The sequence below is a fragment of the Oligoflexus sp. genome (assembly GCF_035638955.1).
Classification (GTDB): domain Bacteria; phylum Bdellovibrionota_B; class Oligoflexia; order Oligoflexales; family Oligoflexaceae; genus Oligoflexus.
Genome location: NZ_DASQYZ010000195.1, coordinates 26576 through 41035, shown reverse-complemented (window position 1 = coordinate 41035; position 14460 = coordinate 26576). Strand labels below are relative to the sequence as shown.

General features: G+C 51.5%; 14 protein-coding genes. 11 read left to right on the top strand and 3 right to left on the bottom strand.

Annotation, left to right across the window (positions count from 1 at the left end; all coding sequences use genetic code 11):
* The 3 genes from VE954_RS18280 to dnaA all read right to left on the bottom strand — a co-directional run.
* On the bottom strand, nucleotides 1–1144 hold a 1144-nt coding region (locus tag VE954_RS18280; protein WP_324955361.1), incomplete at its 3' end, for an ATP-binding protein.
* A 9-nt stretch (nucleotides 1145–1153) separates the two neighbouring features.
* Nucleotides 1154–2272 carry a DNA polymerase III subunit beta gene (dnaN, locus tag VE954_RS18275; protein WP_324955359.1) on the bottom strand — a complete coding sequence of 373 codons (1119 nt, stop codon included), beginning with the start codon at nucleotides 2270–2272 and terminating at the stop codon, nucleotides 1154–1156.
* 261 nt (nucleotides 2273–2533) lie between these two features.
* Nucleotides 2534–4018, bottom strand: a complete 1485-nt coding sequence (dnaA, locus tag VE954_RS18270; protein ID WP_324955357.1) for a chromosomal replication initiator protein DnaA — start codon at nucleotides 4016–4018, stop codon at nucleotides 2534–2536.
* A 259-nt stretch (nucleotides 4019–4277) separates the two neighbouring features.
* Between dnaA and VE954_RS18265 the strand changes: the two genes are divergently transcribed.
* The 11 genes from VE954_RS18265 to atpG all read left to right on the top strand — a co-directional run bounded on the left by VE954_RS18265 (nucleotide 4278) and on the right by atpG (nucleotide 14449).
* Nucleotides 4278–4532 (top strand): hypothetical protein, encoded by a 255-nt coding sequence (locus tag VE954_RS18265; RefSeq protein ID WP_324955355.1) that lies wholly within the window; start codon nucleotides 4278–4280, stop codon nucleotides 4530–4532.
* On the top strand, nucleotides 4516–4926 hold the full coding sequence (locus VE954_RS18260) for a hypothetical protein (RefSeq protein WP_324955353.1): 411 nt from the start codon (nucleotides 4516–4518) through the stop codon (nucleotides 4924–4926). The genes VE954_RS18265 and VE954_RS18260 overlap by 17 nt, the downstream gene beginning before the upstream one ends.
* A gap of 98 nt (nucleotides 4927–5024) precedes the next feature.
* A complete protein-coding gene (gene atpB / locus VE954_RS18255) occupies nucleotides 5025–5828 on the top strand; it encodes a F0F1 ATP synthase subunit A (protein WP_324955352.1) in 804 nt (267 codons plus the stop codon).
* 138 nt (nucleotides 5829–5966) lie between these two features.
* Nucleotides 5967–6284 (top strand): ATP synthase F0 subunit C, encoded by a 318-nt coding sequence (locus tag VE954_RS18250; protein ID WP_324955350.1) that lies wholly within the window; start codon nucleotides 5967–5969, stop codon nucleotides 6282–6284.
* 2219 nt (nucleotides 6285–8503) lie between these two features.
* Nucleotides 8504–9343, top strand: a complete 840-nt coding sequence (locus tag VE954_RS18245) for an AAA family ATPase (protein ID WP_324955348.1) — start codon at nucleotides 8504–8506, stop codon at nucleotides 9341–9343.
* Nucleotides 9344–9360: 17 nt separating this feature from the next.
* Nucleotides 9361–10299: a ParB/RepB/Spo0J family partition protein gene (locus VE954_RS18240; RefSeq protein WP_324955347.1), complete on the top strand. Its 939-nt coding sequence runs from the start codon at nucleotides 9361–9363 to the stop codon at nucleotides 10297–10299.
* A gap of 178 nt (nucleotides 10300–10477) precedes the next feature.
* The gene (locus VE954_RS18235) at nucleotides 10478–10912 is read left to right on the top strand and encodes a hypothetical protein (RefSeq protein WP_324955345.1); all 435 of its coding nucleotides are present in this window, start codon (nucleotides 10478–10480) and stop codon (nucleotides 10910–10912) included.
* A gap of 23 nt (nucleotides 10913–10935) precedes the next feature.
* Entirely contained in the window at nucleotides 10936–11523 is a 588-nt protein-coding gene (locus tag VE954_RS18230; protein ID WP_324955344.1) for an ATP synthase F0 subunit B, read from the top strand.
* On the top strand, nucleotides 11520–12059 hold the full coding sequence (atpH, locus tag VE954_RS18225; protein WP_324955343.1) for an ATP synthase F1 subunit delta: 540 nt from the start codon (nucleotides 11520–11522) through the stop codon (nucleotides 12057–12059). The genes VE954_RS18230 and atpH overlap by 4 nt, the downstream gene beginning before the upstream one ends.
* Before the next feature lie 16 nt (nucleotides 12060–12075).
* Nucleotides 12076–13590: a F0F1 ATP synthase subunit alpha gene (gene atpA / locus VE954_RS18220; RefSeq protein ID WP_324955341.1), complete on the top strand. Its 1515-nt coding sequence runs from the start codon at nucleotides 12076–12078 to the stop codon at nucleotides 13588–13590.
* The gene (gene atpG / locus VE954_RS18215) at nucleotides 13583–14449 is read left to right on the top strand and encodes an ATP synthase F1 subunit gamma (RefSeq protein ID WP_324955339.1); all 867 of its coding nucleotides are present in this window, start codon (nucleotides 13583–13585) and stop codon (nucleotides 14447–14449) included. The genes atpA and atpG overlap by 8 nt, the downstream gene beginning before the upstream one ends.
* Nucleotides 14450–14460 lie beyond the last annotated feature (11 nt).

Below are 14460 nucleotides of genomic sequence, written 5' to 3'. Positions count from 1 at the left end.
TCAGCTTTTCCGCAACAACAGTTTCCACCCACTGCCGCACTTCGGTGTTACCGAGTTTGGTTTTGGTCTGACCCTGGAATTCCGGATTCTTCACGCGAACCGAGCAAATGCCCACGAGGCCTTCCCGAATATCCTCTCCGGTGATGCCTTCCTTGAAGGTTTTGAGCATCCCCGAGGTTTCGGCAAAGGTATTAACCACGCGGGTCAAAGCGGCTTTCAAACCGGTAAGGTGGGTTCCACCTTCCACGGTGCTGATGTTATTCACAAACGAGAAAATGCTCTCGTTGTAAGCATCGGTCCACTGCAGCACGACTTCAACCTGGCCTTGAAGCTGGCTGGCGTCGTTGAATTGCTGACCGAAGATATAAAGGGGCTTATCGTGCAAAGGGTTTTTGCCTTTGCCGAGAAATTCACAGTAGGACACCAGACCGCCTTCGAATACGAAGTCGCCGACCTGGTCCGAGCGTTCGTCACTCAGCTTGATCCTTAGGCCGCGGTTGAGGAAGGCGAGTTCCTTCAGGCGACGGCTCAGAGTTTCAAAAACGAAAGAGGTATCCGCAAAAATCTCAGGATCCGGCTTGAAACGGGTATAGGTGCCGTGTTCATCGGTGGTGCCGATGACTGCCAGTGGACTATCGGGTTTGCCGCGCTGGTAGCCTTGTTTATGGACCTTGGCATCGCGACGAACTTCCACATAGCACCATTCCGAAAGCGCGTTCACAACCGAAGCGCCCACACCGTGCAAACCGCCAGAGAAAGCAAAGGCCTTATCGTCAAACTTGCCACCAGCGTGAAGAACAGTCATGACGACTTCCACCGCTGATCGGTTTTCCTTCGGGTGAATGGTCACGGGAATACCACGACCGTTATCACGCACGGATGCCGAACCGTCGAGATGCAGCATAACTTCAATGTGACTGCAATGCCCACCCATGGCTTCATCGATGGAGTTATCCACGATCTCATAAACGAGATGGTGGAGACCGTCCACAGAGGTCGAACCGATGTACATGCCAGGACGCTTGCGAACCGCATCCAGACCCTCAAGGACCTGGATATTATCGGCTGTATATTCCTCTTCGCGGTTTTGCGCCTGCGTGCGATTCAGATCGCTCGTGGTTTCATTGGGAGTGATCTCGCTCATACGCATCCTTTAGCTTTCTTTTATGGGAACCAAGACGTGCATCGAATGGCAACTGGTGGGTTCGGAAAAGGGTACCAGGACTATGGGGTCTTCATCCGAGCCGAAATTTATCGTTACCTCGTCACTCGACATGGTCGAGAAAACATCTGTTAGGAACTTGCCGTTGATAGCCAGCTCGCGCTCGCCGTCAGAGTAATCCGCCAATGCGATACTTTCCTGACCTTCTGAGCTTCCCAGCGTCCTCGATCTTAGGGTAAGCGAGTAATCTGAAAAGCACAACTGCAAAGCTCGAGTCTTGTCCGAGGCCAGCAGTACACGTTTGGCAACGTTTTGCAGGTACGGTCGCTGCACTTTCACAGTGCTCAGACTGTTACGAGGCAGGACGCCGTAATAGTTGGGATAACGCACTGCAGAAAGTCTGACAAAGAGCTGATAACCAGGCACGCGAGCTTCCATGGTCGTCTGATCCTGTGAAACCGCGAGTGCGATCTCGGTAAAACCTTCGGAACACATCCGATGCAATTCCTGCAAAGCGCGTTTGGACAAGCAAACGCCGTTCTTCAAAAAATGCTCGGGTAGTTCAAGTTCCACTTCGGCATAGGACAAACGGTAACCATCAGTTCCGACGAGGCGCAGATTGTTATCCTTGGGCTTGTGCAAATAACCCACAGAGCCATAATTCCTTGGTGAATCAGGAACCACGCAGAACTGCACCTGATCAATCACGTAAGCCAGTTTCTCCGTTGGCAGGAGGGCTTCACTCGAAGCCTCGAGAACGGGTGGCTCCTGCCAGGCGCGGTCATCCACGCGAGGCAGTTTCATGGTGAATTCCTTTTTCCCGCCTGCGATCACGATGACCTGGTTGTCCTCTGAAATGATCTCGACCATCCCGTCCGGCAATTCCCGTACAACGTCCGAAAACAGCTTTGCCGGGACGAATACCGAGCCTTCCGTCAGGACTTCACAGTCGAGCCGATTGTAGATCGCTATCACGCGATCTGCGGCTGCGATATGGAGCTGACCTTCCCGAGCTAGAAATCCCAATTGAGCGAGATTTCTTTCGGATACCGCTCCCTGCGACCTTGATGTCGCTGTGCTGAGTTGTCCTTTTTCGATCTTAACCCGCATCGTCTTTTTTCCTCCGACTGCCTTCTTCTGTTTTTAAATTAAGTTTCTATTTTCTCTATTAATAGTAGTAGTAGGTGAGGGGGTGTTTGTGTGGACAACTCGCCATCCTCTTGTTTTTGTTAGCATAAAAACCGTTTTACCTTGTGGACAACCCTGTGGACAACCTGTGGATTAAATTGTGGATAAGTTTTGACCCGAAGTTATCCCCAGGTTATCCCCAGGTTGTCCACAGCGTTATCCACAAGCGCATAATGACTCCGGCTAGGAAATGACGTCCAACTTGCGCTCTATCGCCTCGAGCTGGGCCTTGAGTTCCAAGTCCTTTTTGCGATCCTTCTCAATCTTCTTCACGGCGTGCATAACAGTCGTATGATCCTTGCCACCAAAGAAGGTGCCGATTTCAGGAAAGGAGGATTGCGTGCGCATGCGTGACAGGAACATCGCGATTTGCCTTGGAAAAGACAGGGCGCGCTGACGTTTCTTGGATTTAAGGTCCGAGACCTTAATCTTAAAGTGCTCCGCCACTATCTTTTGAATGGACTCAATGGAGATGTTGCTGTCGCTGTTTTTATCGACCAGCACGTCCTGCAGGATTTCCGAGGCCAGCTGCACATTGATCGCTCGACCCTGCAAGGCCGAGAAGGCAATGACGCGACGCAGGGCACCTTCCAGAACGCGGATATTACCCTTGGCATGCGTGGCAATGTATTCCGCCACGGCCGATTGCAGGATCATGCCCTGCTTCTCCGCTTTATTCATCAGAATGGCGACCCGATGTTCGATATCAGGTGGCTGAATGTCAGCGATCAAACCCCATTGAAAGCGGTTGCGCAGGCGGTCTTCGATATCAGGAATGTCCTGTGGGAAGATATCGGAGGTCACGACGATCTGTTTTTTGGCTTCATAAAGCGCATTGAAGGTATGGAAAAACTCTTCCTGGGTGCGCTCTTTGCCGGAAATGAATTGAATATCGTCCACCAAAAGCACATCGCAATTGCGGTATTTCCGGCGGAAATCCCACATTTTGTTGAAGCGCAAACAGTAGATAAGCTCATTCATAAAGCGTTCGCTGGTGATATAGGTGATCACCGCATTGGCTTTGGTTTTCAAGACCTTGTTGCCCACAGCATGCAGAAGGTGGGTCTTGCCAAGGCCAGTGCCACCATAAAGAAAGAGCGGGTTATACGTCTGACCTGGAGCATCCGCCACCGCCAGGCAGGATGCGTGAGCAAACTGATTGCTGGGACCGTTGACAAAGGTTTGAAACGTGTACTCAGCATTCAGCTGCGACTGCAACGTTAAAGCCCGGGCAACAATATTCGAGCCTTCGCGGGCATCGCTGGGAAGCTGGGCCCCAGGCTCAGGATAATTGTCAGGGACCTGAGGCACATCGTTGGCCACCGTATAGTCGAGGTCCACCAGCGGATCGACCTCCGTGCTTCCCGCACCTTCGATTTCAAAGCGCAGGAGGACCGGCAGTCCGGACGTGGCTTTGCAGTAATCGAGCTGATCCATATAGGAGTTGAGAACCTTTTGATAGGAACTCATGTCCGGAAACGTCAGGACGATCTCGGATTCCGAGACCACACGGGATTTCAGAGGTTCGATATATTGGTTGAAATCTGCTTCGGGCAGCATTTGTCGGAGCGCGTCTTTGATGCGTTGCCAGTTATCAGTGCTCTCGCCTTCAAAACCTGCAGAAGGTTTCTTCGCGTCATGACCGTGAGATGGAAAGAGACTTTGCATGAGGTAAGAGTCCTGGCGTTCGGTTGCGTCGGAGTATAGGCTCCGAGGGAAGTCGTAGCTGACGAGAATGGAAAAAAGTATCACAGGGGGTGAGTGCTTATCAAGTTCAAAGGGTGGCTAATATAATCCAACAAAATCAATATGTTATTTATTGTAGAAGCCTGTGGATAAACAGTCGTAGAGTGCGAAGAATGGCCGTTCTCGCGCTCTTGACTGCGTCCCTATCGTTGATCTTTCCTCATGGAGGATTTTGCATTTCATGAAACCTATTCAGCAAATGGGACACCTGCTCGCGGCGAATTTTGAAACGCTACTTTACATCGGTGTGGCGTGGTGGGCGGCACGTTATCTTAATGAGAACTATCCTAAGGGCTTCGACTGGGCGATTGTGACTTATGTTTTGGGCTTGATTCTGATTCTGCGTTCCTGGTATGTCGTATTCCGCTCCCTCATGAGTGCCCAGAAGGCTGGTGCCACCGAGAAGAAAGAACCGTCGGATGAAAAAAACCCTTGATCGCAGCAGTGTCATTGGCCTCGTCGTCGGTCTCCTCGTGGCCGTTGGGCTGGCGAGTGTTCTGACCAACCCCCTTGATGTCAGGTCTCTCGCGGCTGGTTATGTGCTCTTCGCCTTGAATTTTTTGGCTTTGAAGAGCATCAGTCGCACGCTGGTGCTGATCGCTGCGCATGGGCGTAGCGGGAAGCGCACCAAACTGTGGCTCACATTGGGATCCTTGGCAAAATTTATCGGCCTCATCGGAGCCCTTTTTATTATGCTTGTGGTGCTGGAACTTTCAGGATTTTACGTGGCCCTGGGTTCGCTCCTCTCCTTGGTCGTATTGACAGGCATTCAGGTCGTGACCTATCTCCGCAGCCTGGCTGCCGGAACCACGGCTCCTCCGAAGTCCTGAGGCTGCTTTTGTGCTGTTCACGAAGGCTAAAATCAGTTAGTAAGGACATCCATTTTAAGAATTTTTTGATCAGTCTGGACATAAAGGGTATCGCCACAATGGGAAAAAAGACGCAGCAATTACTGGCGGCTTTAGCGGTTGGATCCTGGACTTCCCAAGCTCTCGCGGCCGGCGGGGGCGGGGTGACTTTTATAAGCTATTACGGAATGTTTTTGAACGCTCTTGGCGTTCATGACCATCATCTGATGGAAGATTTGAAACCCTTGGTCGGCGCCGCCGTTACCCTTCTGATTACTGTAGTTCTGGGCCTGATGTATCGCAGCCAGGCTTTGGGCACGCAAGGGGATCAAGGTCCTTCGAGCAAATTTGGTCTGCGCAGTATCGTGGAAATGATTGCTGAGTTCGTTCATGACCTCGGCACGAACGCGATTGGTCCCGACAAAGCTCGTCCTTATCTGCCCGTCCTGTTCGGGGTCTTCTTCTTTATATTGATCAGTAACCTGACCGGTCTGGTGCCTGGATTTACGCCAGCAACCGAAAGCATCAATACCAACCTGGTTCTGGGGTTGTTTATTTTCCTCGTCTTTAACTGGGCCGGTATCAAGGAACATGGTTTCTTCGGCTACCTGCGAACCTATGCAGGTCCTGTTTTGTGGATGATGCCCTTTCTTTTCGCGATCGAAATCATCGGTATGATGGCCCGTCCGTTGTCACTCAGCCTTCGTCTTTATGGCAACATTTTCGGTGACCACCTTGTCCTTTCCGTGTTTACGGGTCTGACCAAGCTGGTTTTCCCATCGTTCCTCTTGTTCTTTGGCCTTCTGGTGGCCTGCCTGCAGAGCTTTGTGTTTACACTGCTCAGCAGCATCTATATTTCGCTCGCAACATCGCACGATCACTGATGCCTTGTCGTCCGTCTGATGCCGGATCGAAGTCTGTGCCTGCCCCCGTCATAGGGCACCTGCAGACCTCGATCGAGAACAAGAGAAGGCGAGGGCGGATTTCCAAGGTGTCGTTAACCCTGGTTTTTTGAGGATTATATGAAATTGAAAATGGGTCAATTGTTTGCAGTTCTCGCCGGTCTGATGGCTTCCTCCATGGCTTTTGCTCAGGACGGAACCACTGTTGTTTCCACCAATCCAGGCCTCGTGGCTGTTGGTTCGGCACTGGCCATTGGCCTTGCTGCTCTCGGCGGTACCTTGGGTCAAGGTCGCGCTGCTGATGCTGCTCTTTCCGGTATCGCTCGTAACCCAACTGCGGCTGACAAGGTTTTCACACCTATGATCATCGCCCTCGCTCTGATCGAATTCCAGGCCATCATGGGCTTCATCATCGCGTTCTTGTGGTATAGCAAATAAGTCTAATTGACTTATTGTGAATGGGAGTGTTCCACGTGGAACACTCCCTTATTTTTTTGTCATTTTACTGCCTTAGCTACCTTCCTTGGGCTTTCGGCCCTGGCCCGCGTTTCTCCTATGTTTGATGGATGATTTTGATATGACTCCCGGACGTGAAAGTCCTTTGCGGGGTAGCGAGAGCATTTATGGGAAGAAGTGCATCTTTGTCGGGATCTATCTACGGACAGCAGGGAAGGTGTCGGAAGGATGGGTCGTGTTTGGAGAGGTAACAGCGGGAGGTGGGATTTTTATGCTTTAAAAGCGCTGTGAGGATCCGCAAATCTCTGTCCTATTTTCGCTGAAAGAGAATTTAGGGTTTCAATGCTATTAAAAAGCAAAGGATTTCTGTCTTTTACGACTCATTTCTCAGTTACAAGTGTCGACCAAAGTCTAATTGAAAGCTAAAAAGTTATATTTGCAAGTGGGACGAGACATATCAGGAGCTCTGTGAGAGATAGAGAATGAATATAGGCTTATAAGTGTTCCATTCACACCTTGATGTATTCAACCCATCCCCATCTAACCTATTTCCTTTCTAATCCTTTCTTCAAACTCTAGGAACGTGACTTTTAATGTCCGCGCACGATCTATGAGCCTATGGAAAGCAATGTTTTGCATCAGGCAACGTGCAGCTTGGAAATCAACTTGTAATATCTGCTGTGGAAAAACAGGCGAGTGTGTAGACGTTGAAACAAGTGGATTTTGATGGCTCAACCTTCAATTGCACTGATGTGTGGTTCGAAGTTTGCCTTGGGTTGCGAGCCAAGCCAGTTTTCAGAGAATGTCTGAAAGACAAGTTGGATGAAATGAAGAATCTGTAATTTTCACTCAATAATCAGTGTGACTATCAGTTGGAAAAGATATTGCCGCCTGGCATAAGATTTCTCTGGGTGAGGTAAGTCTGAGAGTGAGAGTTTTGAGAAGGTTCGAGATTTGCCCAAGTATTCTGTTTAGAGATCGAAGTGCCTGTTCAAGCTTCTGAGAATATTTGATCTGTTCTTAATTGAGCCAATGCCCAGTGGCGATCTCTGATAAGTCTTTACCGTTGATGGTCCCGCTCTCCCGCCAAATCTAACCTGAAATAAGCTAAGAATTCGTTGTTTGTGTATTCCGGCCCTTGTGATGGCAGCTGGCCGCTTTCTTGCTTTTTGAGAATCGAAATTGAGGAGTTGGCTCGTTTTGCCTTGAAATGTTCCACGTGAAACATCACAGCCGGCTCTGCAGGTTTTCCACTTTGAGGCAATTGGTCGTCTAGTTTTAAAGTGTTCCACGTGAAACATGATGCGGTTTTGCCAAAACAACTGCTCGAATGTTCCACGTGAAACAATCTTCCACTTGGTATTTCTATCCTCAGCTTGAAAGAATCTACGTTGCTCTTCCAATTATTGTCCTGCTTGAGCCAAGTTTGAAATGGTTAGGGCGGAGTCCGGGTGAACCATGTGGTAATTATTTTCGGGCGGGTGTTCCACGTGAAACAGGGGACCGCTGCTTTTCCAGCGAGTGTTCCAGGCGAAACAAGCTTTTGATCTCACCTCAAAGTGTTCCACGTGAAACAGAGGGACGTACTTCACGCTGAATGTTCCACGTGAAACAGAGGAGGACTTGATTCGTCCAGTGTTCCACGCGAAACAATCGTGGGTTCGTCGGCTCAGAATGTTCCACGTGAAACAATCCTAGGGTCTCAAACTCAAAATGTTCCACGTGAAGCAGACTTAAGCCACGACGCAAGGTGTTCCACGTGGAACATATCGGAATCTCGGATGCTGTGAACACTTCAGGGAAACCCCGGAATCTTAACTGTTCCACGTGAAACAATCGGCAGAAAAGACTTCTGAAAGTGTTCCACGTGAAACAATCGGCAGAAAAGACTTCTGAAAGTGTTCCACGTGAAACAATCGGCAGAAAAGACTTCTGAAAGTGTTCCACGTGAAACATATCCCATCTACCTCAACCACTGTTCCACGTGAAACATTGCGCCAACCGCACTCGAGGAAATGTTCCACGTGGAACATTACACACTCACTCCCACTCCACATGGCATGACTAATATGCCAAAAGGATGTCTGCATTCGATAAATGTTTCACGTGAAACGTGTTTTCAGTGAAAGCGAACTCGGCTTCATGTTAGATAAGTTAGCTCATTTTTTTCGAGAGTCTGCGTTGAGTGGGGGAAGACCATTGTGGCACGGGTGATTGCGATTTCTAATCAAAAGGGTGGGGTGGGTAAGACGACTACGGCCGTTAATTTGGCTTGTTGTCTGGCCCAGAGTCAGAAAAAGGTACTGCTGATCGATATGGATCCGCAGGCCAACGCTGGCAGCGGGCTGGGAATATACCCCAACAATTTCACAGACAGCATCTATCAGGTTCTCGTGGAAGAAAAACCCATGCAGGACATCATCCTCGAATCCCAGATTCCCTTGCTGCATTTTGCACCGGCCAAGCAGGATCTGGCGGGGGCGGAGCTGGAACTGGTCTCGGCCTTTGGTCGGGAAACCCGATTGAAAGAAGCACTCGAACCGATCCGGCCCAATTACGATTTCATTATCATTGACACCCCGCCGACCCTCGGGCTGGTAACGGTCAATGCTCTTACGGCAGCGGATTCGGTTTTGATTCCCCTGCAGTCCGAGTATTACGCGATGGAAGGTCTCTCGCAGCTGGTCAAGACTACGGGTCTGATCAAGAAGCGGCTGAATCCTGGCCTGGAACGAGAAGGGATTCTGCTGACCATGTTTGATCGTCGTAACAATTTGAGCTCGCAGGTGGAACGGGAAATCCGTTCGCACTTTGCGGATGAAGTTTTCACGGCCGTCATCCCACGTAACGTGCGTCTGTCGGAAGCGCCTTCGCATGGCAAACCGGCTCTAATTTACGATCGCGCCTCGGCCGGTTCGCAGGCTTACTGGGAATTTTCACAGGAACTTCTGGCCAAATATTTCAAGCCGGCCGTCATCGATAAACCCAAGGCCAGCCGCCAGAGACGCAAAACCGAAGCCGCCGCTGACAGCTCTCATTGATCGGAAAGGGACATACGATGGAAAATAACAAACAGCCCCTCAAGGGGACCCCTAAACGCGAAGCTCTCGGGAAAGGCCTCGGTTCCTTGCTCGGACTGGATCAGGACGAGGCCCCGGCGGCCGCCGCCACCGCGCCTGTTCCCAACACCGATGCCAACCCGATTCAAAATATTCTGGAACTATTGATCAGCAAGATTCAGCCGAACCCTCGTCAGCCGCGCAAAATATTCAAGGACAGCGATCTTCTCGCCTTGGCGCAAAGTCTGAAGCAGGACGGTGTCATCCAGCCGTTGGTTGTCTCGAAGGAAGGTGATAACTATATCCTGATTGCGGGCGAACGCCGCTGGCGCGCGTCCCAGCTGGCCGGCTTCGAAAAGGTACCGGTCATCGTCAAGGAAGCCACCCCGGAAGAGATGCTGCGCCTCGCTATCATCGAAAACGTTCAAAGGGCGAACCTGAATGTGATCGAAGAGGCGGAAGCCTATGCCATGCTGATCAAGGACTACGGCCTGACCCAGGACGATTGCGCTCGTAAGGTTGGCAAAGATCGCACGACTATTGCCAATATGTTGCGTATCCTGCTCCTTCCCCAGGAAGTTCAAGATGATCTGATGAACGAAAAACTGTCCATGGGACATGGTCGGGCGCTGCTGGCTCTTGAGGATCGGCTCTTGATTCTGAAAGCCCGTGACATGGTTCTCAGCAAAAAACTGAACGTGAGACAAACCGAGCAACTTGTTAAAAAGATGAAAAAACAAGGACCGCTCGACGATGCTGAGAACGATCGTGGCAAAGCAAACGCAGACCTGGATTACCTTGCAGACACGTTGCGCAGCCATTTGCGCACAAAAGTGAAACTTTATGGAGGCGGCGGCCGCGGTCGAATTGAGATATCTTACTTTTCTCCAGCCGAACTTGAGCGAATCCTCCAGCTCATAGGCGGGGGTGGGTTTTAACGTTTAGTGGCTCACTCGGCCGGCTCCAAATCCTTGTCCCGGCTGGGTTTTATGAACTTTAAAAAAAAGCTGTGAATTACAATTCCTTTCTTGAGAAACGGGCCATAATAAGTTACTTAGAGGTTCCCTTGCTTCAAAGGAATTTTATCTCTCAGCACTTAGCGAGGTGAATCCAAGGATGTCCTCTCTCAATTTGTCCCCCAATCCGACTATCATGGCCATCACGGCAGGGATCTTTGTCGCTAATCTTATAGCGGTCAAAAAACTCTTCCTTGAACCCTATCTGAAAGTTCGGGATCAGCGCATCAAAGCCACATTCGGCAACCAGGCTGCTGCCGAGCAACTGGAACTGGAAAACACCCGATCGACGGAAAATATCCGCAATCGGATCGCCCAGGCCAGCCTCGAGGCCCGCAATTTCCGCGAATCCACCTTGGTCACGGCCAAGCAAAAGCGCGATGAATTGCTGGCTGCTGCTTCCAAGGAAGCCACTGAGGTCGTCACCGCCCTGCGCGGCAATCTGGTGAAAGAGCTGGCTGAACAGCGTCAAGCCGTTCCCGCCATCGTTCAGCAGCTGTCTCGCCAATTCGTCGATCGACTCATCCCCCGTTGATTCGGACCACAAAGAGGTAATGCGTGGAAGGTGTTGATATCTTTACAGGTGTAATCGCTCCTTATATCAATTTGGCGATTTTCCTTGTTCTCGCCACTTGGATGTTAAAGGGCCCCATTCGTAATGCATTGGCAGCCAAGCGCAATGCGTACGAGGATCTCGTTCGCAAAGCCAGCGCCGCGAAAGAGGAAGCGGAAAAGCGCAATCTGGAACTCAAAGAGCGCCTTGTGCAACTCGACAGGGAAGTGGAAGAGATCCGGATCAAAGCGCAGGCGCAGGCTGAACAGGAAGCCCGTCAGGTTGTAGCTAGTGCGGAATCGCTGGCCGAGCATCTGAAGCGGGAAGCTCGCCGGATCGCGGAGGCTGAAGTTGCCGCTGCAAAAGTGGAACTGCAACGCGACATTATCGAGCAGGTAAAACTGCAGACGATTGAACAACTGCGGGCCAACCTCGACGACAACCGCCAGCATCAAGTCGTTCAGCAAGGTTTGAACACTCTGGGTGCGGTTCGTTCCATTGGATCCCATGAGCAGGATGCTGAGGTGCTTCCGCATCCCAGCGTCGTTCAGAATCAGACCAAGAGCCCGGTTCGTGCGGAGGTAAACTCGTGAGCGCAGAAAAAATATCCCATCGCTATGCGACGGCTCTTCTTTCCCTGACCGAGGGTCAGACGGAAATCCAGGACAAGATCATCAGTGACCTCGAAGCCATGGGTCAGCTTTACGAAGACAAAGCCATTCGCAAAGTGATCGCCAGCCCCATCGTGAATCCCGAGCTTCTGCAAAGTGTTTTCACCAATATGACGACTCAGCTGAAGTCCAGCGATGTGCTGCGGCGTTTTCTGGGCACTCTGATTGAAAACAGGCGTACCGGGCTGTTGCCCACACTCGCGCTCGATTTCAAGCGTCAGGTCCAAAAGTCACGCGGTATCGTCGATGCCACCGTAACCGCAGCTGTACCTTTGAACGAAAATGAAGTGAAGGATATCCGAACCAAACTCGAAACCATGCTTGGCAAGCGAGTCAACCTCCTCCAGAAAGTCGACAAGTCGATTCTGGGCGGTTTTGAGATTCGGATTGAGAACAACGTCCTCGACATGACTCTGAAAACAAAACTTGAACATATGACGAAATTTGCCGTCAGCTAAGGAGTATGGGACGACCATGGAAAAGATTCGCGTAGATGAAGTTAGCAAGATCATTAGCGATCGTATCAAGAACTTCGACCAGCAGGTCGAACTCGAAGAAACCGGTACCGTCCTCTCCGTTGGTGACGGCATCGCCCGTATTTACGGCCTCGACAAAGTCATGGCTGGTGAGCTCATTGAGTTCAAAAACGGGGTTCGTGGCGTAGTTTTGAACCTTGAAGAAGACAACGTCGGTGTCGCGGTTCTGGGTGCCGTGAGCGGCATTCAGGAAGGTGAAACAGTAAAAAGAACCCGCGAGATCAACTCGGTTCCTGTCGGACCCGGTCTGGTCGGTCGCGTGGTCGACGCTTTGGGCAAGCCGCTGGACGGCCAAGGCCCTGTTCAGTTTGAAGAAATGGGCGTGGTTGAAGTCAAAGCTCCCGGTATCATCGCCCGTAAATCGGTGCATGAGCCCCTGCAAACCGGCCTCAAAGCTATCGATGCCATGGTTCCGATCGGCCGCGGTCAGCGCGAGCTGATCATCGGTGACCGTCAGACGGGTAAAACCGCTGTCTGCGTCGACACGATTCTGAACCAAAAAGGTAAGGACGTGATCTGCGTTTACGTGGCCATCGGTCAGAAGGCTTCGACTGTGGCGCAGGTTGTGAATCGTCTGAAGCGCGAAGGCGCGATGGATTACACCATCGTGGTCGCGGCTTCCGCCCTTGATCCAGCACCTATGCAATTCCTGGCTCCTTACTCCGGCTGCCGCATGGCGGAATACTTCCGGGATAAGGGCAAGCACGTTGTGATTTTCTATGATGACCTTTCCAAGCAGGCTGCTGCGTACCGAGAACTTTCGCTGCTGCTCCGTCGTCCTCCCGGTCGCGAAGCGTATCCCGGCGATGTGTTCTATCTTCACAGCCGTCTTCTGGAACGCGCTTGTAAGTTGAATGATCAATTGGGTGCCGGTTCCATTACCGCTTTCCCAGTCATCGAAACCCAAGCGGGTGATATCTCGGCTTATATCCCGACCAACGTGATTTCGATCACCGACGGTCAGATCTTCCTTGAAGCCGACCTTTTCCACAGCGGTGTGCGTCCTGCTATCAACGCCGGTCTTTCCGTATCGCGCGTCGGTGGTTCGGCCCAGGTTCCAGCGATGAAATCGGTTGCTGGTTCGCTCCGCCTTGACCTCGCTCAGTATCGCGAGCTGGCGGCGTTTGCTCAGTTCGGTTCCGACCTTGATGCCACGACCCAGAAGACTCTGGCTCGCGGCGCACGCTTGACCGAACTCCTGAAGCAGACTCAGTACGCGCCTATGGAAGTGGGCGTGGAAGTGGCTGTGATCTATGCCGGAACGCAAGGTTTCCTGGATAAGTACGAATTGAAGCAGCTGAAAGCCTGGGAAACGGGTTTCATCAGTCACCTGCGCGCCAACCACAAGGGTCTCATCGACAAGATCGAGAACCGTGCGAAGTTGGGCGAAGTGGAAGAAGAACTGAAAGCGGCGATCAATTCCTACGACAAGGGATATCAGGCTCATGGCTAACCTTAAGGATATCAAGCGTCGGATCGGAAGCGTAAAGAGTACGCAGAAGATCACCAACGCGATGAAACTGGTTTCTGCAGCAAAGTTTGCTCGAGCCAGCCATGCGGTTGACGCTGCCAGACCCTATGCGAAAGCTCTCGACCACATGGTCGAAAAGCTTTTGATGGGCCAGAGCGACCTGCAATCCCCCTTGCTCCGGCAGGGTGAGGAAAAGCGTTCGCTCGTTCTGATTCTGGCAACCGATCGCGGCCTGTGCGGTGGTTTGAATGCAAACCTCTTCAAAGCTGTCTCGGGATTCCTGAGAGAAAAATCCCAGGCTGGGGTCACAGTTGACCTTTATGCCTGCGGTAGACGCGCCGTTTCCTTTTCCAAAAAAACCAATCTTACGATTGTGGGCCGCGAAGAGCGGGTCCTGGAAAAGGTGAATGTTGAAGTGGCTCGTCGGCTGGTGCGTGAGTTGGAAAAGCTGTTTACCGGCGATACCTATGATCGCATCTATATCGCTTATCCGTTCTATAAGTCGGCCCTGGATCAGTTGCCGACGATCGATCAGGTCCTGCCCGTCCGTGTGAAGCGTGCCACTGAAGGCGAAAGCCAGAGGACGTACGCGATCGTGGAACCAGGCCTGGAACAGCTGCTGGATAAACTCCTTGAGCGCAAACTCGTGAGTTACATTCTGGCATCTCTCTTGAGCGGAACAGCGGCCGAGCATGGCGCTCGCATGACGGCAATGGATTCGGCGACCAACAACGCCAAGGAAGTGATTAGCAAGTTGACCTTGCAATACAACCGGGCGCGTCAGGCGGCGATTACCAAAGAGCTGATCGAAATCATCAGCGGTGCCGACGCCCTCAACTAAAACGTAAGCAG

Bases quoted from the DNA above. Each gene is read 5' to 3' on its own strand.
- VE954_RS18235 (WP_324955345.1), top strand. From the start codon at position 10,478: ATGTCCTCTCTCAATTTGTCCCCCAATCCGACTATCATGGCCATCACG.
- dnaA (WP_324955357.1), bottom strand. From the start codon at position 4,018: ATGCAAAGTCTCTTTCCATCTCACGGTCATGACGCGAAGAAACCTTCT.
- VE954_RS18265 (WP_324955355.1), top strand. From the start codon at position 4,278: ATGAAACCTATTCAGCAAATGGGACACCTGCTCGCGGCGAATTTTGAA.
- atpB (WP_324955352.1), top strand. From the start codon at position 5,025: ATGGGAAAAAAGACGCAGCAATTACTGGCGGCTTTAGCGGTTGGATCC.
- atpA (WP_324955341.1), top strand. From the start codon at position 12,076: ATGGAAAAGATTCGCGTAGATGAAGTTAGCAAGATCATTAGCGATCGT.
- VE954_RS18240 (WP_324955347.1), top strand. From the start codon at position 9,361: ATGGAAAATAACAAACAGCCCCTCAAGGGGACCCCTAAACGCGAAGCT.
- dnaN (WP_324955359.1), bottom strand. From the start codon at position 2,272: ATGCGGGTTAAGATCGAAAAAGGACAACTCAGCACAGCGACATCAAGG.
- VE954_RS18260 (WP_324955353.1), top strand. From the start codon at position 4,516: ATGAAAAAAACCCTTGATCGCAGCAGTGTCATTGGCCTCGTCGTCGGT.
- VE954_RS18250 (WP_324955350.1), top strand. From the start codon at position 5,967: ATGAAATTGAAAATGGGTCAATTGTTTGCAGTTCTCGCCGGTCTGATG.
- atpG (WP_324955339.1), top strand. From the start codon at position 13,583: ATGGCTAACCTTAAGGATATCAAGCGTCGGATCGGAAGCGTAAAGAGT.